The 18,383-nt window shown below is 68.9% G+C and carries 21 protein-coding genes; 13 read left to right on the top strand and 8 right to left on the bottom strand.

The features are described 5' to 3' along the window. Positions 1-207 precede the first annotated feature (207 nt). Positions 208-957 (bottom strand): sulfite exporter TauE/SafE family protein, encoded by a 750-nt coding sequence (locus AC3WQR_RS21080; RefSeq protein WP_095950752.1) that lies wholly within the window; start codon positions 955-957, stop codon positions 208-210. Between the two features lie 40 nt (positions 958-997). Continuing rightward, entirely contained in the window at positions 998-2,248 is a 1,251-nt protein-coding gene (locus tag AC3WQR_RS21085; protein WP_492743412.1) for an MFS transporter, read from the bottom strand. An 89-nt stretch (positions 2,249-2,337) separates the two neighbouring features. Here AC3WQR_RS21085 and AC3WQR_RS21090 point away from each other — a divergent pair, with 89 nt between their 5' ends. The 7 genes from AC3WQR_RS21090 to AC3WQR_RS21120 all read left to right on the top strand — a co-directional run bounded on the left by AC3WQR_RS21090 (position 2,338) and on the right by AC3WQR_RS21120 (position 8,886). Continuing rightward, the gene (locus AC3WQR_RS21090) at positions 2,338-3,231 is read left to right on the top strand and encodes an AraC family transcriptional regulator (RefSeq protein WP_235926665.1); all 894 of its coding nucleotides are present in this window, start codon (positions 2,338-2,340) and stop codon (positions 3,229-3,231) included. A 65-nt stretch (positions 3,232-3,296) separates the two neighbouring features. Then, complete coding sequence (locus AC3WQR_RS21095) at positions 3,297-3,983, top strand: phosphatase PAP2 family protein (RefSeq protein ID WP_062473052.1); 687 nt, start codon at positions 3,297-3,299, stop codon at positions 3,981-3,983. 164 nt (positions 3,984-4,147) lie between these two features. Continuing rightward, entirely contained in the window at positions 4,148-4,390 is a 243-nt protein-coding gene (locus tag AC3WQR_RS21100) for an acyl carrier protein (RefSeq protein WP_070059577.1), read from the top strand. Beyond that, on the top strand, positions 4,387-5,604 hold the full coding sequence (locus AC3WQR_RS21105) for a beta-ketoacyl-[acyl-carrier-protein] synthase family protein (RefSeq protein ID WP_492743415.1): 1,218 nt from the start codon (positions 4,387-4,389) through the stop codon (positions 5,602-5,604). The genes AC3WQR_RS21100 and AC3WQR_RS21105 overlap by 4 nt, the downstream gene beginning before the upstream one ends. Before the next feature lie 122 nt (positions 5,605-5,726). Then, positions 5,727-6,182 carry a DUF2501 domain-containing protein gene (locus AC3WQR_RS21110; RefSeq protein WP_487849215.1) on the top strand — a complete coding sequence of 152 codons (456 nt, stop codon included), beginning with the start codon at positions 5,727-5,729 and terminating at the stop codon, positions 6,180-6,182. 59 nt (positions 6,183-6,241) lie between these two features. Continuing rightward, positions 6,242-7,972 carry a SulP family inorganic anion transporter gene (locus AC3WQR_RS21115; protein ID WP_492743417.1) on the top strand — a complete coding sequence of 577 codons (1,731 nt, stop codon included), beginning with the start codon at positions 6,242-6,244 and terminating at the stop codon, positions 7,970-7,972. A 29-nt stretch (positions 7,973-8,001) separates the two neighbouring features. Beyond that, the gene (locus AC3WQR_RS21120; RefSeq protein ID WP_070059579.1) at positions 8,002-8,886 is read left to right on the top strand and encodes a LysR family transcriptional regulator; all 885 of its coding nucleotides are present in this window, start codon (positions 8,002-8,004) and stop codon (positions 8,884-8,886) included. Between the two features lie 10 nt (positions 8,887-8,896). Here AC3WQR_RS21120 and AC3WQR_RS21125 read toward each other — a convergent pair whose 3' ends face one another. Further along, positions 8,897-9,310, bottom strand: a complete 414-nt coding sequence (locus AC3WQR_RS21125) for a GFA family protein (protein ID WP_492743419.1) — start codon at positions 9,308-9,310, stop codon at positions 8,897-8,899. Between the two features lie 134 nt (positions 9,311-9,444). On the opposite strand from AC3WQR_RS21125, the gene AC3WQR_RS21130 reads away from it, so the two are divergent. Next, entirely contained in the window at positions 9,445-9,951 is a 507-nt protein-coding gene (locus AC3WQR_RS21130; protein WP_492743421.1) for a GNAT family N-acetyltransferase, read from the top strand. On the opposite strand, the gene AC3WQR_RS21135 is transcribed toward AC3WQR_RS21130, so the two are convergent. Then, the gene (locus tag AC3WQR_RS21135) at positions 9,935-10,516 is read right to left on the bottom strand and encodes a DUF3299 domain-containing protein (protein WP_139706795.1); all 582 of its coding nucleotides are present in this window, start codon (positions 10,514-10,516) and stop codon (positions 9,935-9,937) included. The genes AC3WQR_RS21130 and AC3WQR_RS21135 overlap by 17 nt on opposite strands. A 136-nt stretch (positions 10,517-10,652) precedes the next feature. Between AC3WQR_RS21135 and AC3WQR_RS21140 the strand changes: the two genes are divergently transcribed. Then, the gene (locus AC3WQR_RS21140) at positions 10,653-11,180 is read left to right on the top strand and encodes a DUF2306 domain-containing protein (protein ID WP_492743423.1); all 528 of its coding nucleotides are present in this window, start codon (positions 10,653-10,655) and stop codon (positions 11,178-11,180) included. Here AC3WQR_RS21140 and arfB read toward each other — a convergent pair. Genes arfB through AC3WQR_RS21160 form a run of 4 tightly spaced genes read right to left on the bottom strand, consistent with a single transcriptional unit; the run spans position 11,149 to position 14,251 of the window. Next, complete coding sequence (gene arfB / locus AC3WQR_RS21145) at positions 11,149-11,556, bottom strand: alternative ribosome rescue aminoacyl-tRNA hydrolase ArfB (RefSeq protein ID WP_062472954.1); 408 nt, start codon at positions 11,554-11,556, stop codon at positions 11,149-11,151. The genes AC3WQR_RS21140 and arfB overlap by 32 nt on opposite strands. Positions 11,557-11,572: 16 nt before the next feature. After that, positions 11,573-12,757: an acetyl-CoA C-acyltransferase family protein gene (locus AC3WQR_RS21150; protein ID WP_492743425.1), complete on the bottom strand. Its 1,185-nt coding sequence runs from the start codon at positions 12,755-12,757 to the stop codon at positions 11,573-11,575. Between the two features lie 43 nt (positions 12,758-12,800). Next, positions 12,801-13,592 carry an enoyl-CoA hydratase/isomerase family protein gene (locus AC3WQR_RS21155; protein WP_492743427.1) on the bottom strand — a complete coding sequence of 264 codons (792 nt, stop codon included), beginning with the start codon at positions 13,590-13,592 and terminating at the stop codon, positions 12,801-12,803. After that, positions 13,589-14,251 carry a TetR/AcrR family transcriptional regulator gene (locus AC3WQR_RS21160; protein WP_492743429.1) on the bottom strand — a complete coding sequence of 221 codons (663 nt, stop codon included), beginning with the start codon at positions 14,249-14,251 and terminating at the stop codon, positions 13,589-13,591. Before AC3WQR_RS21160 ends, AC3WQR_RS21155 begins: the two co-directional genes overlap by 4 nt. 168 nt (positions 14,252-14,419) lie before the next feature. Between AC3WQR_RS21160 and AC3WQR_RS21165 the strand changes: the two genes are divergently transcribed. From AC3WQR_RS21165 to AC3WQR_RS21180, 4 genes are read left to right on the top strand one after another with little or no spacing between them, the layout of a single operon-like run. After that, positions 14,420-15,259: an ABC transporter ATP-binding protein gene (locus tag AC3WQR_RS21165; RefSeq protein ID WP_492743431.1), complete on the top strand. Its 840-nt coding sequence runs from the start codon at positions 14,420-14,422 to the stop codon at positions 15,257-15,259. Further along, positions 15,259-16,137: a branched-chain amino acid ABC transporter permease gene (locus AC3WQR_RS21170; RefSeq protein ID WP_492743435.1), complete on the top strand. Its 879-nt coding sequence runs from the start codon at positions 15,259-15,261 to the stop codon at positions 16,135-16,137. The genes AC3WQR_RS21165 and AC3WQR_RS21170 overlap by 1 nt, the downstream gene beginning before the upstream one ends. A gap of 2 nt (positions 16,138-16,139) precedes the next feature. Beyond that, entirely contained in the window at positions 16,140-17,177 is a 1,038-nt protein-coding gene (locus tag AC3WQR_RS21175; RefSeq protein ID WP_070059585.1) for a branched-chain amino acid ABC transporter permease, read from the top strand. Between the two features lie 15 nt (positions 17,178-17,192). Then, positions 17,193-18,380 (top strand): ABC transporter substrate-binding protein, encoded by a 1,188-nt coding sequence (locus AC3WQR_RS21180; RefSeq protein ID WP_307586122.1) that lies wholly within the window; start codon positions 17,193-17,195, stop codon positions 18,378-18,380. Positions 18,381-18,383 lie beyond the last annotated feature (3 nt).

Genomic DNA, 18,383 nt, shown 5'->3' on the forward strand with positions numbered 1-18,383 from the left:
CGGATCAGGGCTCGCAGCTGTTTGAGCGAAGCGAGTTCTGCGAGACCCCGCGAAACGCGAGCACCGCAGGTTGCCCGCAGCGAAGCGGAGGGTCGCAGACAGTGGGGTCGCCTTTTCTTTGCTTACTTTCTTTTGGCGAAGCAAAAGAAAGTGAGTCCGCCGCCGGGCGGAACTCCCGGCCCCGGAAAGCAAACCCACGCGCCAAGTTCAACGAGCCAGCAAGGCAGGCAAAGCCGAAGCCAACATAGCAACCCCAGACAACGTCAACAAGCTCAACACGATCTTGCGAAACGCCGCTTCACTGATCCCGATGTAAAGCCGCGCCCCCAGCAATACCGGCACAGCAACAGCCGCCGCGACCAACACCAGCAACGGCAAAACCGACCGCCCGATGCTCCCGCTCGCCACATGCACCGCAAAGGCCACAGCCAGCATCGAGAGGTTGAAGTTCTGGATCACAGCACGTTGCGTGTCGCGCTGAAAGCCGCGCAGCGTGCACCACAACGTCGGCACGACGCCCGAGAAGCCGCCGATGCCCGCCATCACACCGCCGATGGCACCCGCCACGCCGTCCGCTGCGCGACCGCCAAAAGTGATCTTCGGCAAGTGCTGCGACATCAGCATCGCCGGGCACCACAGCACCAACAGCGTGCCCAGGCACACCTTGAACAGCACGATGTCCAGATGCGGCAGCAGCCAGACACCGAAGGGCACGCCGACCAGGCCGCCAAGCACGAAGGGCCAGAGGATGCGCTTGTCGAAAGACCGCCGCACCGTGAGCGCTGCGATCACCTGCCCCGTAAGCGCGCCGAACAGCGCGAGCACGGCGGCCAGTTGCGGCTCCAGCGTCCAGGCCCACACAGACATCGCGACCATGCCAAAGGCAAAGCCCGACAGGCCCTGCACGAACCCCGCCAGCACAGCGCCGACGATCACATAGACATACAAGGCTTGCATGCGGCCGATGATAGGGGGCCGCCCCCCGCGCCCAAGTGGCCTACGCCGACGCAGGCACCAGCGCCGTACGCCGCACGCGCCGCACATTGAAGGCGCTGGCGATCAGCACGCCCTGCACCAGCGCCAGCCCGACAATCACGCTCGTGTACTGGCCGTGGTCCATCAGCCGGCCGAACACCAGCGGCGCCACGGCCTGCCCGATGTCCAGGCCCGCGTACACCACGCCGTAGACGCGCCCGGTCGCGTTGGGCGGCGTCGACTTCTTCACCAGCAGGTCGCGCGACGGCCCGGCGATGCCCGAGACGAAACCCATCGCGCCGAACAGCACCGGCACCATCACCGGCGGAAACTGTGCAAAGGCCAGCACCAGCGCCAGCGCCGCCGCCACGCCGAAGCCCGCGCCCACGATGCGCTCGCAGCGCGACGGGTCGGAGGCCAGGAAGCCGCCCACCACCATGCCGGCCGCGCTCGCCACCATGTAGACCGTGAGGCACACCGCCACCAGCGCCACCGGCACCGCGTGCAGGTGGCCGGCCGCCACGGGCGCGAAGGTCTGCACCACGCTGATCACGGCGGCGTAGAAAAAGAAGAAGCCGAAGCACATCCACACGGCCGGGATGCGCAGGAAGTCGAACTCGCCGCCCACCGGCGCGGGCTCGCCCTGCCCCGTGGCCTTGTGCACGGCCGCAGCATCGAGCGCCAGCACGCTGCGGTAGAACCACAGGATCAGCAACACCACGATCGCCACCACACCGGCCGAGGCCAGCGCCACGCGCCACGAGAAGGCGATGGCGATCGGCACCACGAAGGCCGGCGCCAACGCCCAGCCCAGGCTGCCGGTGATGCCGTGCACGCTGTAGGCATGGCCCAGGCGCGTGGGCGCGACCTTGCGGTTGAACAGCGTGTAGTCGACCGGATGGAACACGCCGTTGCCGATGCCGCCGACCACGGCGCAGGCCAGCAGCATCCAGTAGCTCTGCGCCATGGCATAGCCGAAGGCCGCGAGCCCCAGCGCGCCCAGCCCGACGAACAACACCGGGCGCGGGCCCAGCTTGTCGACGATGAAGCCCGAGGCTGCCTGCACGATGCACGAGACCACGAAGAACACGGTGAGCACCGCCCCGAGCTCGACATAGCTCACCTGGAACGCGTCCTTCAGCCAGGGAAATAGCGGCGCCAGGATCAGCTGGCTGAAATGGCTCACCGCATGCGCCAGGCCGACCAGCCCGATCAGTTGGGCGTCGGTGCGCAAAGTGGTGGCGGGAACGGCTGTCGAGGAAGTGGATGACATGGATTGCTACAAAAAACCGGTGCGGGCACCGATGCTATGCGGCACCGACGCGGCAGAATGGCGATACAGCGACAACATTTGTCGAAACCATGCCAAGCGCCGTTCCCCCTCACGCTCCGCCCGCTCCCGAGCCAGCCACTCCCGCCAAGGCGCGCGGCACGCCCACCGCGCCGACCAACAGCGTGGGCCCGCTCACGCCGCACCTGTACGCCCCCGACGCGGTGCGCCCGCTGCGCGCCAAGGAACACTTCCTGAGCGCCGACACGCTGGTCGAGCTGCACGAGCACCCGTGGCCGCAGCTCACGTTCTCGACGCGCGGCGTGATCCGCCTGAGCACGCAGGACGGCAGCTACATCGTGCCGCCGTCGCGCGCGCTGTGGGTGCCAGCCAACATGCCGCACAGCATCACGTTGATCGAAGACGCCGAGCTGCGCACCGTCTATCTGCACGCCTGGATCGCGCCCACCTGGGAGAAGTGCGAGGTGCTCGAGATTAGCCCGCTGCTGCGCGCCCTCATGCTCGCGCTCGACACCACCCCCGACGGCCTGCCGCCGGCCGACCCGCATGCGCCGCAGCGCGAACGCATGATCGCGCCGCTGCTGGTCGACGAGGTCGAGCGCGCCACGCAGATCCGCATCGACGTGCCGCTGCCCTCCGACAAGCGCCTGCGCCAGCTGTGCGAGACGCTGCTGCGCAACCCGGCCGACCGCGCCACGCTGGCCGAGCGCGCCGCCGCCATCGGCGCCAGCGAGCGCACGGTGGCGCGGCTGTTCCGCGACCAGCTCGGCATGAGCTGGCAGCAATGGCGCCAGCAGGCCGTGATGGCGCACGCGCTGCCGCTGCTGGCGCGCGGCATGGCCGTGAGCCAGGTGGCGTCGGCCAGCGGCTACGCCACCGACAGCGCCTTCTGCGCCATGTTCAAGGCGGCCACCGGGCGCTCGCCCACCTCATTCCAGCACCGCAAGCGACCGGCCACCCTTTGATGCCACAGGGCATGGGCGGGGCACGCCATGGTGCTCTGGCAAGATCGGCGACCGACACCGACACCATGCACTCACCGATCCCCCTGCACATCGCGGCCGAGGCCAGGCCTGCAACGTGGACCGCCGACATCTGGCTGCGCATCCGCCGCCATTTCCTGCTGAAGGCGGTCGGCACCACGGCCTTCACCTGGCTGTTCTTCATCGGCTACTTCCACTTGCTGCGCAACCCGGCCTTCCCGGTCACGGTGATGCCGCTGACGGCGCTGGACCACCTGATTCCGTTCCAGCCCTACACGCTCGGCGCCTACCTGTCGCTGTGGGTGTACGTGGGCTTTGCGCCGGGGCTGCAGCTCACCTTTCGCGAGCTGGTGGTCTACGGGCTGTGGATCGGCGCGCTGTGCCTGAGCGGCCTGGGCCTCTTCTACTTCTGGCCGACGCAGATCCCGCCGCTGGACATCGACGTCTCGGGCTACCCCGGCTTCGCGATGCTGCAGGGCGTGGACGCGGCGGGCAACGCCTGCCCCTCGATGCACGTGGCGGTCGCCATCTTCACCGCCGTGCGCCTGGCCGACGTGCTGCGCGCGGCGCGCACGCCGTGGCTGTTGCAGGCGATCAACTGGGCCTGGTTTGCCGCCATTGCCTATTCCACGCTGGCGGTCAAGCAGCATGTGGTGCTCGACGCGGTGGCCGGCGCGCTGCTCGGGCTGGCCTTTGCGCTGCCCTCGTTGCGCTGGCGCCCCGGCCCCCGTTGATCCGGGGCCGCCCCGAGGATTTCCCTAAGGTCGAAGCGGATATCATCAATCACCATTGATCATCAACACAGGCCGAACGAGGAAGGGTCGACCCCGTGGCCCGCCACCCGCAAGGGACAGGCAGCCCATCGATCAACGGCGGCACAAGACGACAGGCATCGCAGATGAGTTCGCTGAAGGAATTGCAGGACCTGATCCACGAGAAGTACGGCATCGAACCGTCCAAGCTCGACCCCCACGCCTCGATGCGTGAAACCGGCGGACTCGATTCGCTGGCACTGGCCGAATTCCTGTTCGCCATCGAAGACCATTTCGGCATCACCATGCCCGACGAAGACGCGAGCATCGACACCCTGGCCGAGCTCGCGCAGCTGGTCGACAAGGTCCGGGCCGCCAAGACAGCGTGAGCACGCACGAAGTCGCCGTCACCGGACTGGGCGTCATGGCGCCGCATGGCGACGCGCCCGACGCACTGTTCGATGCGCTCTTGCAGGGCCGCTCGGCCATCGCCCCGGTCTTTCCCGAACTCCCCAAACCCGCCGCCGCCGCCACGGTCGCCTTCGACGAGACGCGCTGGTTCACCAAGCTGCAGCTCGCGGGCGTCGACCGCGTGAGCCAGCTGGCCGTGGCCGCCGCCGACCTCGCCCTGCGCGATGCCGGCCTGACCCTGGGCGATGCCGGCGTCGATGCCGAACGCGTCGGTGTCTACGCCGGCTGCGGCATGGGCGGCGCCGCCGCGCTCGAAGCCGCCTACCGCGGCAACGGGCGCGTCTCGCCGCTCACCATTCCCGCCTTCATGCCCAACGCGCCGGCCGCCCACGTGGCGATGCGCAACGGCGTGCTGGGCCCGGTGCTCACTTACTCGGTCGCCTGCGCCTCGTCGTCGGTGGCCATCGCCGAGGCCGCCAAGGCGGTGCAGCGCGGCGAGGTCGACATCGCCATCGCGGGCGGCAGCGAAGCGCTGATCGTCCCGGGCGTGGTGCTGGCCTGGCAGGCCATGCAGACGCTGGCCGGCTTCCAGCCCGGCGAAGCGGCCGGCGCGGTGCGCCCCTTTGCCACGGATCGCAGCGGCTTTGCGCTGGGCGAAGGTTCGGCCTTCCTCATCCTCGAATCGGCCGAGCGCGCCCGCGCGCGCGGCGCCCGCCGCTACGCCACGCTGGCCGGCTGGGGCCTGAGCAGCGATGCCACCCACCTCACCAAGCCCGACGCACCGGGCCAGGCCCGCGCCCTGCGCGCCGCGCTGCGCCAGGCCGGCCTGCAGCCGCGCGACGTGGGCTACTGCAACGCCCACGGCACGGCCACGCGCATCGGCGACGTGGTCGAGCGCAACGCGCTGGCCGAGGTCTGGGGCGCCGACTTCGACGCCCTGCGCGTCAGCTCGACCAAGGCGCTGCACGGCCACATGCTGGGCGCGGCCGGGGCCATCGAGGCGCTGATCACCGTGCTGGCGCTGCACCGGCGCGAGCTGCCACCCAACGCGAACTGCGCCGAGGTCGACCCCGACTGCCGGATGAACCTCGTCGCCCCCGGCGACAGCGCCGCCCCCGCGCTCGAGGCCGCCATCAGCAACTCCTTCGCCTTCGGCGGCACGAACTCCGTGCTGCTGTTCCGCCGAGGCTGAACTGCGTGCTCTTGCGGGCCGTGCGTCCCCTGCGGCGCTGTGCCCCGCGCGATAGAGACATTCCGGGCTCTCCGGTATGCTGGTGGGCGCTTCTCCCCCCATGTCCGTCCAAGGAGGCCACCATGCACGTTCGCTCCACATTCGTCGCCCTTGCCCTGCTCGCCGCAGGCGCTTCGGTGCAGGCCAACAACCTGCTCGACCAGCTGAAAGAACAGGCCGGCGCGGCGGTCAACTCGCAAGGCAGCAGCAACAGCAGCGGTGGCAGCTCGGCGCTCAGCGGCCTCAGCCTCGGCGGCTTCAAGATGCCCGCCATCGGCTCCAGCACCATCGGCAGCGCGGCCGGCGTGCTCGAGTACTGCGTCAAGAACAACTACCTCGGTGGCGATGCCGCCTCCGTCAAGGACAAGCTGCTGGCCAAGATCACCGGCCAGAAGAAACAGGAAAACGACTTCGCGAGCGGTGCCAAGGGCCTGCTCAAGGGCGGCGACGGCAAGTCGCTCAACCTCAAGGGGCTGTCGTCGAAGGTCAAGGAAAAGGCCTGCGACTACGTCCTGAAGAACGCGACCTCACTGATCTAGGCTCTTTCTCTCTCCCGCTCTCCGCGCGCGGCGTGTCCGCCGTGCGCGCGCCCCGCTTCATGAATCCGGCTTCTCCCTCCTCTTCCCCCGCACCGTCTCTTCGCCAGCGCCTCGCACGCCGGGTTCCCTGCCTCGGCTGGCCCCGACCGTCCGCCGCGCTGCTGCGCAACGAGGCCATGGCCGGCATCACCGTCGCGCTGATGGTGCTGCCGCAGGGCGTGGCCTATGCGGCGCTGGCCGGCATGCCGTTGGTCACGGGCGTGTACGCGGCGCTGTTCCCGGCGCTCATCGCCGTGATGTTCAGCTCGTCGCAGCGGCTGTCGGTGGGGCCGACCGCGCTCACCAGCCTGCTGGTGGGCGCGTCGCTCGCGCCGCTGGCGGTGGCGGGCAGCGACGAATGGGTGGCGATGGCGGTGTGGCTCACGCTGATGTCGGGCGCGATCCAGATCGTGCTCGGCGCGGGGCGCTTCGGCTGGCTGCTGCGGCTGGTCAATTCGCCGGTGCTGATCGGCTTCACACAGGGCGCGGCGGTGCTGATCGCGATCTCGCAGCTGCCCGCGCTGCTGGGCTTCACGGGCCGCACCATTCCGCAGGTGCTGCAGGGCGGGCCACTGCCCGACCTCACGGCCATCGCCTTCGGCCTGGGCAGTATCGCCGTGCTGTGGCTGGGCAAGCGCTGGGTGCCGCGCTTCCCGACCACGATGGCGCTGGTGGCCGGCGCAGCCGCCATCAGCTGGAGCATCAACTACGCGCTGCGCGGCGGCGCCGTGGTGGGCGCCCTGCCCTCGGGCCTGCCCTCGTTCTACTGGCCCGGCCTGTTGCCGGCGCACACCTTCAGCGCGCTGGTGCTGCCCGCGCTGATGATCACGCTGGTGAGCTTTCTGGAGACCGCCTCGAGCGCCAAGGTCGACAACGGCCGCGCCGGCACGCTGTGGAACGAAAACCAGGACCTGATCGGACAGGGCCTGGCCAAGCTGGCCTCGGGCTTCACGGGGTCGTTCCCCACCAGCTCGTCGTTCTCGCGCTCGGCCATCACGCTCTACGCGGGCGCACAGACCGGCTGGGCGACGCTGTTCAGCGTGGCGGTGGTGGCCGGCGCGCTGCTGTGGCTCATGCCGCTGCTGTACCACGTGCCGCAGGCGGTGCTGGCGGCGGTGGTGGTCACGGCCATCCTCGGGCTGGTGAAGCCGTCGAGCTTCACGGCGCTGTGGCGCATCTCGAAGCTGGAGGCCGGCATCGCCTTCGGCACCTTCGTGCTCACCATCGCCACCGCGCCGAGCATCTACTGGGGCGTGCTGGGCGGTCTGCTCGCCAGCCTGGCGCACTACATGTACCGCCACCTGCACCCGCGCATCATCGAAGTGGGCCTGCATCCCGACGGCAGCCTGCGCGACCGCCACCTCTGGAAGCTGCCGCCGCTCGCGCCGCAGCTGTATGCGGTGCGCATGGACGCCGAACTCGACTTCGCCTCCGCCTCCACGCTGGAGCGCGCGCTCACGGTCGCACTGGCCGAGCGCCCCGACCTGACCGACGTGTGCCTGTTCGCGCAGCCGATCAACCGCATCGACATCACCGGTGCCGAGGTGTTCGGCTCGATCCGCCGGATGATGGAATCCAAGGGCGTGCGCCTGCACCTGAGCGGCATGAAGCTGCCAGCCATGCAGGTGCTCGAACGCGCCGGCCTGCTCGCACCGGGGCCGATGCTCTTCAGCTACCGCACCGACGCCGAGGCGCTGGCCGCGCTGATGCCGCGCATCGACATGCCCGAAGAAGCCGAAGCCGCGGCCTGACCGCGCGCCTCTTCCCCAGCACGGGCGCCATGAAAACCACCATCGAAGAACTGGTCGCCTTCCGCGCCGTGGTGGACACCGGCTCGATCACCGCCGCGGCCGACCAGCTGGGCCAGACCGTGTCGGGCATCAGCCGCGCGTTGAGCCGGCTCGAACAGAAGCTCGGTACCACGCTGATGCGCCGCACCACGCGGCGGCTCGAACTCACCGAGGAAGGCGCCGCCTTCCTGCAGCGCACGCGCGCCATCCTCGACGCGATCGACGATGCCGAGGAGCACATGGCCGCGCGCCGCCAGCAGCCGGCCGGCCGCCTGCGCGTGAACGCGGCCTCGCCTTTCATGCTGCACGCCATCGTGCCGCTGGTGCCGGAGTTCCGCCGGCTCTATCCGCAGATCAGCCTGGAGCTGGACACCGACGACCTGCCCATCGACCTGCTGGAGCGGCGCACCGACGTGGCGATCCGCATCGGACCGCTGCGCGATTCCACGCTGCACGCGCGCCCGCTCGGCACGCACCGGCTGCGCGTGCTCGCGAGCCCCGCCTACCTCGAGGCCCACGGCAAGCCGCGCAAGGTCGACGAGCTGGCCGGCCACGCGCTGCTGGGCTTCACGCAGCCCGAGTCGCTCAACCGCTGGCCGCTGCGCGGCGTGCACGGCGACGAATGGACCATCGCGCCCACCGTGGTCGCGTCCAGCGGCGAGACGCTGCGCCAGCTCGCGCTGGCCGGCGTGGGCATCGTCTGCCTGTCGGACTTCATGACCGCCGCAGACCGCGCCAGCGGCGCGCTGGTGCAGGTGCTGCCCAAGGACACGGTCGACGTGCGCCAGCCCGTCAACGCCGTGTACTACCGCAACACGCAGCTGTCGGCGCGCATCACCTCGTTCCTCGATTTCCTGTCGCAGCGGATGGGCTGACCGGCTGAGTTCAGCCCGGCGGCATCCGCTCGAACTTCGACAGCGCCGGATCGAGGAAGTCCCAGGCGTGCCCGCGCACCGCGTACGTGACCGCCTGCGGCCGGTAGCGCCCAGGGTCGTCCAGGCTCGCGGCATGCACGGTGAAGACGCCGGGCATCGCCGCGAAGGTCATGTACACGGGCGAGCCGCAGGTCGGGCAGAACGCACGCGTCTTCATGTTGCCGCTGTCGCCCTTGAGGCTCCACAGCGTGGCCGCGCCGGTCTGCTTCACCTCGGCGCCTGCGAAGCTGAGGTACGAGCCGTGGCCCGTGCCGCTCTTGCGCTGGCAGTCGAGGCACTGGCAGTCGTTCTGGAACACGGGTTCCCCTGAAATCTCGTAGCGGATGGCGCCGCATGCGCAACCGCCGGTGTAGGCCGGGTTCATGGTTCTTGTCCTTTTCGAAGTGGTGAAGGGCAATCTAGTCGCGCGAGGGCTGGAGCGGGGAGTAACAAGATCGTCGTGAATCCGGGGCGGGCCAGAATCCGGCAGTCACGAAGACACATCCCCAAGGAAATGCCATGCACGTCGACCTGGTGTCCGAAGCCCAACACGACTCGCTCATCGAGCTGCTGACCGAACTGCACGGCTTCTACAACGAAGGCGCGCGCGTGCCGCGCGAGCTGGTGCGCGAGCACCTGCTGGGCAACCTCCTCGCACCCGGGTCGCCGCACCAGCTCGTGGTGGCGTCGACAGACGCGCGCACCGTGGTCGGGCTGGCCGCGATCACCTGGGTCTTCTCGCTGGTCGATTTCGCCCCGGAGCAACGCAGGCACTGCCAGCTCAAGGAGCTCTACGTGAAGTCGGGCCACCGCAGCGCCGGGGCGGGCCGCGCCCTCATGGCATGGGTGGCCGCGCAAGCCATCGCCAAGGGATGCCACCGCATCGACTGGCCCGTGAAGGCGACGAATGCGCGCGGCATTGCGTTCTATGAAGGGCTCGGCGCGTTCCGGGTGGCCGAGCGGCTGAGCTACCGGCTGCTGCAGCCGGCCCTGGGGGAGCTGGCGGCCTTCACGGTCCCTGCGTGACCGCCACCCGCTCCACCGCCGCCGACGCGATCTCGTAGCCGCTCACGCCCATGTCGGCCGATGCGTAGCGCGCCGCCTTGAGCGTGCCGCTCACGCGCACCGTGTCCATCGCGTGCAGCCCCTTCACGGGCGCGGGCGCGATCACGTGGACGATCTGGTTGGCGGGCGGCGGCGGGGTGTGGATGCAGGCGCCGAAGTACGGCACCAGCAGGAACTCGCGGATGCCGTCTTGCGTGGCATCGAGCGGCACCACGAAGCCCGAGAGCCTGGCGGGCTTGCCGTCGAGCGCGACGTTGACCGGCGCGTTGTCCCAGACGGCGCGCATCTCGTCGAGCATCTGGATCGCGCGCGGGTCGTTGTCGCGCAGCGCTTCGAGGCTGATGTTGCGGTAGCGCTGGGTCGGGTCCCACTCCTTGGGCACCAGCGCGTCCCAGGCCATCTCCTGCGCGGCCGGCGCGCTGGCCGCGCCCTGCCCCTGGGCCGCGTCCGGGCTGCAGGCGGACAGCAGGCTGCCCGCGACCGCCATCAGCAGCACCATTCCCGTGCGACGAACAAAAACACTCATGGCCCCGATTGTGCTTGCCGAAGGTGACACAGCGCTCGGGGCGGGCCAGAAGACCTGCCCTGAAACGAATGGGCACACATGGCAAAAAGGCGGGCGCCGCGCCAGAATACCGCACCACGACCACGAGGAGATCCGCATGGCACCCACAGGATGGCTTGGATTGACGTCACTCGGCACGGTTCACACCGCGATCAGCCTGATCGCCGTGTTCGCAGGCATCTGGGCCCTGCTGCGCTACAAGGAAATCACCCTGCGCACCGGCCTGGGCCAGGTCTTCGTCTGGACCACGGTGCTGACCTGCCTCACGGGCTTCGGCATCTTCCAGCACGGCGGCTTCGGCAAGCCGCATGCGCTGGGCATCATCACTTTGGTGGCACTGGCCGTCGGCGCACTGGCGGGGTACGGGCGGCTCGGGGCGAAGTCGCGCTACATCGAGGCGGTCGCTTATTCGGCGAGCTTTCTCTTCCACTGGATTCCGGCCTTCACCGAGACGCTGACGCGATTTCCGCTGGGCGCGCCGCTGCTGCCGAACGCCGAGGCGCCCGAGCTGAAGGCGATCACCGCGGTGCTCGGCGCGCTGTACGTGGTCGGCGTGACGCTGCAGATCAAGCGGCTGCGCGGCGACAAGCCGGTCAGTCCTGCACCCGCCCGCGCAGGCTCTTGATCTGCGAACGCTGGCTCTTGCCTTCGAGCCGGCGCTGCTTCGAACCGTAGGTGGGCTTGGTGGCGCGCCGCACGCGCGGCGGCGTGGCCACGCTGTCGATCACCGCCTGCAGCCGCGCGAGCGCGTCGGCGCGGTTCATCTCCTGCGTGCGGTGCTGCTGCGCCTTGAGCACGAACACGCCTTCCTGCGTGATGCGGCTGTCGCGCAGAGCGAGCAGCCGCTCCTTCACATCGGCCGGCAGCGAGCTGGCATGGATGTCGTAGCGCAGGTGCACCGCGCTCGACACCTTGTTGACGTTCTGCCCGCCCGCCCCCTGCGCGCGGATGGCGCTGATCTCGACCTCGTCGGGGTCGATCAGGAGTGGGGGGCGGAGCATGCCCGCGAGTGTGCCCTCAAACGCGCTCGAACACGGCGGCAATGCCTTGCCCGCCGCCGATGCACATGGTCACGAGTGCGTAGCGGCCACCCGTGCGGTGCAGCTCGGCGATCGCCTTCGTCGTGATGATCGCGCCGGTCGCGCCCACCGGGTGGCCCAGCGAAATGCCCGAGCCGTTCGGGTTCACCTTGGCCGGATCGAAGCCCAGCTCCTTGATGACGGCGCAGGCCTGCGCGGCGAAGGCTTCGTTCGACTCGATCACGTCGAAGTCGCCGACCTTCAGGCCCGTGCGCTCCAGCACCTTGCGCGTGGCCGGCACCGGGCCGATGCCCATGTACGCCGGCTCGACGCCCGCGTGCGCGTAGCCCACGAGGCGCGCCAGCGGCTTCAGGCCCAGCGCCTTCACGCGACCGCCTTCGGCCAGCACCACGGCGGCGGCGCCGTCGTTGATGCCCGAGGCGTTGCCGGCGGTCACGAGGCCGTCCTTCTTGAACGCGGGCTTCATCTTCGACAGCGTGTCGACGGTGGTGTCGGCGCGCACGTGCTCGTCGGTGTCGAACAGCACGATGCCCTTGCGCGTCTTCACCTCGACCGGAACGATCTGCTCCTTGAAGCGGCCCGCGGCAATGGCGGCGGCGGCACGCTGCTGGCTGGTCACGGCCAGTTCGTCCATCTGCTCGCGCGTGATGCCGTAGCGTGCGGCCACGTTCTCGGCCGTGATGCCCATGTGGATCTTCTCCCACGGGTCGTGCAGGATGCCCAGCATGTAGTCGACCAGCACCGCGTCGCCCATGCGAGCGCCATAACGGGCCGAGGTGTCGAAGTACGGGCCGCGGCTCATCGATTCGGAGCCGCCGCCGATGGCGATGTCGCAGTCGCCCAGCGCAATGGCCTGCGCCGCCGACACGATGGCCTGCAGGCCCGAGCCGCACAGGCGGTTCACGTTGAAGGCCGGCGTCTCGATCGGGCAGCCCGCGTCGATGGCGGCCACGCGGCTCAGGTAGGCATCCTTCACGTCGGTGGGAATCACGTTGCCCATGACCACATGGCCGATGGCGTCGGCGGCCACGCCGCTGCGCTCGATGGCGGCCTTGACGGCGGTGGTGGCCAGTTGCGTGTTGGGCACGTCCTTGAGCGCGCCGCCGAAGGTGCCGATGGCGGTGCGGGCGGTGCCGACCACGAAGATGTCGCGTGAAGTCATGGGATGGATCTCCTGGATTGAAAAAACGAAAACAGCGAATTCTTCAGCGGCCCGTGAAGGCCGCGGGCTTCTTGCCGAAAAAGGCATCAAGGCCGATGCGGAAATCGGCGGTGGCCGCGCACGACTGGAACGCGGCCGACTCGGCGTCGAGCTGGCTCGCGAGGTCGCGGTCGAGCGAGCCGCGCATCAGCCGGCGCAGGTGGCCCAGCGCCACGGTCGGGCCCTTGGCCAGCCGCTGCGCGAGCGCCATCGCCTCGGCTGCGAGCTCGGCCGCTGGCACCACGCGGTTGATGAGGCCCATGCGCTCGGCGGCGGCGGTGTCGTAGGTGTCGCCGAGCATCGCGATCTCCAGCGCGCGGCGCATGCCGACCAGGCGCGGCAGCGCCCACGAGGCGCCGACGTCGCAGCTGGTGCCGACGTTCACGTAGGCCAGATTGAAGCGCGTGCCCTCGGCCGCGAGCACGAAGTCGGCCTGCAGCATCAGGCTCAGCCCCGCACCGGCCGCCACGCCGTGCACCTGCGCGACCAGCGGCGCGTCCATGGCGTCGAGCACGGTCAGCGCCTCGTGCAGCGGGCCGATGAGGTCGGCCGCGCCCTGCTTCGGGTCGGCGCTGAGCACGCCGAGGTCGCCGCCGGCCATGAAGCCCTTGCCCGCGCCGCTCAGCAGCACGGCGCGCACGCTCCTGTCGGCAGCCAGGGTGCGCGCGGCGGCGAGGAAGGCGGTGGCCATCGGCACGTCGATGGCGTTGAGCGCGGCCGGCCGGTTGAAGCGCAGCGTGGCCACCGCGCCTTCGCGGCCCACCAGCAGGGGCGAAGAAGAAGTCTCTGAAGTCATGGGTTCGCTTTCGTCGGGGCGCGCTGCAGCACGCCGTTGAGCAGCAGCTCGATGCCCTGGTCGGCGATCTGGTCGGGCGTGAGGTCGCCGTCGGGGCGGTACCAGCGGCCGATCCAGCTCAGCGCGCCGGCCAGCATGAAGGCCGCCATCTTCGGGTCGCAGGGCGCGAGCGCGCCTTCGGCCACGCCCTCTTCGATCAGCCGGCGGAAATGCCCGTCGATGCCGGCCTTGAGGCGGCGCAACTCCTTCTTGAGCGGATCGGGCAGCGGGTCTTCGCCGATGCGGATCACGCACATGCCGAAGTCCTGCGTGACCACGCCCGAGTAGATGCGCATGCAGGCCTTGAGCTGGTCGATGGCGCTGCCGCCCGCGGCGCGCACCTCGCCGATGCCGGTCTGCATGAGGTCCAGCGCCATCTTCACGCACTCGAGCAGGATCTGGTCCTTGTTCTCGATGTAGTAGTACAGCGTGGGCTTGCTCACGTTGAGCCGCTCGGCAATGTCGTCGAGCGAGGTCGCGTGGAAGCCGCGCTCGTTGAAGAGCTGGGCGGCCGTGCGCAACACGGCCATGCGCTTGACCTCGCGCTGCTGCGCACGGCGGTCGGCAGGCGCCCACGGAGAGGTTGGCGCTGAAGCTGGAACGGCGGAGGAACGGGGCATGGGGTTTGTGCGGGCGGGGAAAGTCCCGATGCCGCGAACTGCGGCGAACACGGACATTACCGGCCAGTAGGAATTTTACGGGCCAGTAGCATTTCGCTGCTGGACACAAACCCTGACCTTGCGGCGCGCCCCTTAGCCATGCCTGACGAGACTCGACGGGATACCTCCATGTCCGCACCTTCCGCCCCGGCCCCGGTGCTGCAGGCCGAGGCGTTGACGCTGGCATTCGGCGGGGTGAAGGCCTTGACCAACGTCGGCTTCAGCGTGGCGCCCGGCTCCATCACCGCAGTGATCGGGCCCAACGGCGCGGGCAAGACTTCGCTGTTCAACACCATCTCGGGCTTCTACAAGCCCTCGCAGGGCCGCGTGCTGTTCGAGGGCGTGGACATCACCCGCCTGCCCGCCCCCAAGCGCGCCGCGCTCGGGCTGGCGCGCAGCTTCCAGAACATCGCGCTGTTCCGCGGCATGACCGTGCTCGACAACATCAAGCTCGGGCGCCATACCCACCTGAAGACCAACGTGTTCGACGCCCTCTTCTACCTGGGCCGCGCGCGCCGCGAAGAGGCCGAGCTGCGCCGCGACGTGGAAGAACGCATCATCGATTTCCTCGAGATCGACCACATCCGCCACGCCTCGGTGGCCGCCCTGCCCTACGGCCTGCAAAAGCGCGTCGAAATGGCACGCGCGCTGGCCATGCAGCCCAAGGTGCTGATGCTCGACGAACCCGTGGCCGGCATGAACCGCGAAGAGACCGAAGACATGGCGCGCTTCATCCTCGATGTGCGGCGCGAATGGGGCATCACGGTGCTGATGGTGGAGCACGACATGGGCATGGTGATGGACCTGTCGGACCACGTCGTGGTGCTCAACTTCGGCCAGGTCATTGCGCAAGGCACGCCGGCGCAGGTGCAGGCCGACCCGGAAGTGATCCGCGCCTACCTCGGCGCGGGCGACGTGGGCGAGCTGCGTCGCCGGCTGCGTGGCGAAGCTGCCGTGGGAGCCGCCTGATGGATTGGGCCTACCTCTTCGAGATCGCGCTCACCGGCATCGCCGGCGGCGGCCTGTATGCGCTGGCGGCGCTGGCCTTCGTGCTGATCTACAAGGCGACGCGCGTGGTCAACATCGCCATCGGCGAGATGCTGATGGTCGGCGCCTACCTGTTCTTCACCTTCGCCGCGAGCTTCTCGCTGCCGATCTGGATGGCGGTGCTGGGCTCGGTGATCGGCACCGGCCTGCTGGGCGCGGTGATCGAGCGCACCATGATCCGCCCGCTGCTGGGCGAACCGCCGATCTCGGTGTTCATGGTGACGGTGGGGCTGGCGTCGATCCTCGTCGGGCTGGTCGAGATCATCTGGACCGCCGACCAGCGCCGCCTGCCCGAGTTTCTGCCCAACACGCCCGTGATGATCGGCGAGGCCTTCCTGGCGCCCAAGATCGCCTACGGCGCATTGATCGCGGTGGTGCTGATCGGGTTGGTGCTGCTGCTGTTCCGCTTCTGGCGCGGCGGCGTGGCGCTGCGGGCCACAGCCTCGGACCAGGCCGCCGCCTACTCGATGGGCATCCACGTGCCGCGCGTGTTCTCGCTGGCCTGGGTGGCCTCGGCCATGATCGCGGCGGTGGCCGGCATCATCGTCGGCGCCATCGGCGGCATCTCGTCGTCGATGGGCGTGTTCGGGCTGTCGGTGCTGGTGGTGGTGATCGTCGGCGGGCTCGACAGCGTGCTCGGCGCGCTGGTGGGCGGCGTGCTCATCGGATTGATCGAGGCGCTCGCGGGTTCCTACCTCGGCGGCGAGTACAAGCTGCTCGCCACCTTCATCGTGCTGGTGTTCGTGCTGATGGTGCGGCCGTACGGGCTCTTCGGCACGCACGAGATCGAGAGGCTCTAGCCATGCGCATCGGCACCCTCAAGCAAAGCTATATCGCCGACGCGGCGCTGTTCGATTCGCGCACGCAGAAGGTGTGGCTCGCGATCGGCGCGGCGCTGCTCGTGCTGTTCCCCTTCATGGCCAGCGACTACTGGCTGTACCTCGCGTGCCTTGTCGCCATCAACGTGGCGAGCGCCACGGGGCTGAACATCCTCACCGGCTACACGGGCCTGGTGAGCCTGGGGCAGGCCGCGTTCATGGGCCTGGGCGCGTACACCGTCGCGATCATGCAGACGCGGCTGGGCACGCCCTTCCTGCTCAACATCCTCGCGGGCGGCGTGGTCGCGATGCTCGGCGGGCTGGTCGTCGGCATCCCGTCGCTGCGCGTGAAGGGCCTGTACCTGGCCATCGCGACCATCGCCGCGTCGTTCATCACGCACTTCCTGTTCGCCAACCTCAAGCTCACGGGAGGCACCACGGGCATCTCGCTGCCGCCCGCGCAACTCTTCGGCCTGCCGCTGGACACGTCGTTTCGCCTGTACTGGGTGATCGTGCCGGTGATGGTGCTCATGGTGCTCGGCGCGGCCAACCTGTTTCGCACGCGCGTGGGGCGCGCCTTCATCGCCATCCGCGACCGCGACATCTCGGCCGAGGTGCTGGGCATTCCGCTGCTGCGCTACAAGCTGCTGTCCTTCGGGCTGTCGTCGTTCTACGCAGGTGTGGCCGGTGGCCTGTGGGCCTACTTCTTCCGCGTGGTCACGCCCGAGAGCTTTCCGCTGCTGATGTCGATCTTCTTCCTGGCCGCCATCATCGTCGGCGGCATGGGCACCATCCTGGGCGGCATCTTCGGTGCCGTGTTCATGACCATGGTGCCCGAGCTGCTCAAGCTGGTGGTCGACCTGCTGCCGGGCGGCGTCGAGATGACCGTGTTCCTCTCGCCGGTGCGCACCGTCGTCTTCGGCCTGCTGATCGTCGGATTTCTGGTGTTCGAGCCGCACGGGCTCGCAGAAGTGTGGCGGCGCCTGCGCCGCTTTTTCCATCTATGGCCGTTTCGTAACTAGAACCAGGAGACACACATGCCCAAGACAACGAAGAAGCTTTCCCCCCAGCGCCGCGCCCTGCTGATCGCCGCGGGCCTGGCCGCCGCCGTGCCGTTCGCGGCGAACGCGCAAGGCAACGAGGACATCGTCATCGGCGGCTCGATCCCCATGACCGGCGTGTTCGCCTTCGCGGGCGTGGGCATCAACGCCGGCATTGCCGACTACGTGAAGATGGTCAACGACGCGGGCGGCATCAAGGGCCGCAAGCTGCGCTACGTGCCGGAAGACACGGGCTACAAGGTCGACGTGTCGGTGGCGGCCTTCAAGAAGATCACGAGCCAGAACAAGGTCAACCTCTACTACGGCGACTCCACCGGCTTCTCCAAGACCATCAACCCCGAGCTGGACCGCGGCGGCCAGATCCTGATGGCGGGTGCCTCGTTTGCGACCGAGCTCAATGACCCGGCCAAGTACCCGAACCAGTTCCTCGTGGGCCCCGACTACACCGAGCAGATCGGCATCCTGCTGCGCCACATCGCCAAGGAAAAGCCGGGCGCGAAGGTGGCCTTCGTGTACTCCGACTCCGAGTTCGGCCGCGACCCCATCGAGGCCAGCGAAGCTGCTGCCAAGAAGCTGGGCCTGAGCGTGCCGGTGAAGCTTATGACGCCCGCGGGCAGCGTCGACGTGTCGACCGAGGTCATCAAGCTGCGCCGCGCCGCGCCCGACTACACGATCTTCCACGGCTACATCCTGGCGCCCATTCCCGAGTTCGTGCAGCAGGGCAAGCAGATGGGCATGACCAGCAAGTGGATGGGCACCTTCTGGACCATGGACAGCTCCACCGTCATGAAGATGGGCGAAGGCGGCGACGGCTTCATGGGCGTCATGCCCTACCGCTACTACTACGACACCTCGGCCAAGGCGCCGATGCTCGACAAGATCCGCGCGCTGCGCCCCGAGTACCAGAGCACGGCCTACACGCAGGGCTTCCTCACGGCGATGCTGTTCACCGAGGCCGCCAAGCGCACGCTCGACGCCGGCAAGCCGCTGGACGGCAAGAACCTGAAGGCCGCGCTCAACACCATCAAGGACTTCGACACCGGTGGGATCATCGGCACGCCGATCACCATCAAGGGCAATTCGATTCCCGTGGGCCGCGTCTACAAGGCCGACATGAAGGCGCAGAAGATGGTGCCGGCCTCCGACTGGATCGCACTGAACTGACCG

This window comes from Variovorax sp. FW305-3-2-15-B-LB1 (assembly GCF_058787635.1).

What these genes read in the sequence shown, in the direction of transcription:
- AC3WQR_RS21080 (WP_095950752.1), bottom strand. Translation starts at nt 957, where the DNA reads ATGCAAGCCTTGTATGTCTATGTGATCGTCGGCGCTGTGCTGGCGGGG.
- AC3WQR_RS21085 (WP_492743412.1), bottom strand. Translation starts at nt 2,248, where the DNA reads ATGTCATCCACTTCCTCGACAGCCGTTCCCGCCACCACTTTGCGCACC.
- AC3WQR_RS21090 (WP_235926665.1), top strand. Translation starts at nt 2,338, where the DNA reads ATGCCAAGCGCCGTTCCCCCTCACGCTCCGCCCGCTCCCGAGCCAGCC.
- AC3WQR_RS21095 (WP_062473052.1), top strand. Translation starts at nt 3,297, where the DNA reads ATGCACTCACCGATCCCCCTGCACATCGCGGCCGAGGCCAGGCCTGCA.
- AC3WQR_RS21100 (WP_070059577.1), top strand. Translation starts at nt 4,148, where the DNA reads ATGAGTTCGCTGAAGGAATTGCAGGACCTGATCCACGAGAAGTACGGC.
- AC3WQR_RS21110 (WP_487849215.1), top strand. Translation starts at nt 5,727, where the DNA reads ATGCACGTTCGCTCCACATTCGTCGCCCTTGCCCTGCTCGCCGCAGGC.
- AC3WQR_RS21115 (WP_492743417.1), top strand. Translation starts at nt 6,242, where the DNA reads ATGAATCCGGCTTCTCCCTCCTCTTCCCCCGCACCGTCTCTTCGCCAG.
- AC3WQR_RS21120 (WP_070059579.1), top strand. Translation starts at nt 8,002, where the DNA reads ATGAAAACCACCATCGAAGAACTGGTCGCCTTCCGCGCCGTGGTGGAC.
- AC3WQR_RS21125 (WP_492743419.1), bottom strand. Translation starts at nt 9,310, where the DNA reads ATGAACCCGGCCTACACCGGCGGTTGCGCATGCGGCGCCATCCGCTAC.
- AC3WQR_RS21130 (WP_492743421.1), top strand. Translation starts at nt 9,445, where the DNA reads ATGCACGTCGACCTGGTGTCCGAAGCCCAACACGACTCGCTCATCGAG.
- AC3WQR_RS21135 (WP_139706795.1), bottom strand. Translation starts at nt 10,516, where the DNA reads ATGAGTGTTTTTGTTCGTCGCACGGGAATGGTGCTGCTGATGGCGGTC.
- AC3WQR_RS21140 (WP_492743423.1), top strand. Translation starts at nt 10,653, where the DNA reads ATGGCACCCACAGGATGGCTTGGATTGACGTCACTCGGCACGGTTCAC.
- arfB (WP_062472954.1), bottom strand. Translation starts at nt 11,556, where the DNA reads ATGCTCCGCCCCCCACTCCTGATCGACCCCGACGAGGTCGAGATCAGC.
- AC3WQR_RS21150 (WP_492743425.1), bottom strand. Translation starts at nt 12,757, where the DNA reads ATGACTTCACGCGACATCTTCGTGGTCGGCACCGCCCGCACCGCCATC.
- AC3WQR_RS21155 (WP_492743427.1), bottom strand. Translation starts at nt 13,592, where the DNA reads ATGACTTCAGAGACTTCTTCTTCGCCCCTGCTGGTGGGCCGCGAAGGC.
- AC3WQR_RS21160 (WP_492743429.1), bottom strand. Translation starts at nt 14,251, where the DNA reads ATGCCCCGTTCCTCCGCCGTTCCAGCTTCAGCGCCAACCTCTCCGTGG.
- AC3WQR_RS21165 (WP_492743431.1), top strand. Translation starts at nt 14,420, where the DNA reads ATGTCCGCACCTTCCGCCCCGGCCCCGGTGCTGCAGGCCGAGGCGTTG.
- AC3WQR_RS21170 (WP_492743435.1), top strand. Translation starts at nt 15,259, where the DNA reads ATGGATTGGGCCTACCTCTTCGAGATCGCGCTCACCGGCATCGCCGGC.
- AC3WQR_RS21175 (WP_070059585.1), top strand. Translation starts at nt 16,140, where the DNA reads ATGCGCATCGGCACCCTCAAGCAAAGCTATATCGCCGACGCGGCGCTG.
- AC3WQR_RS21180 (WP_307586122.1), top strand. Translation starts at nt 17,193, where the DNA reads ATGCCCAAGACAACGAAGAAGCTTTCCCCCCAGCGCCGCGCCCTGCTG.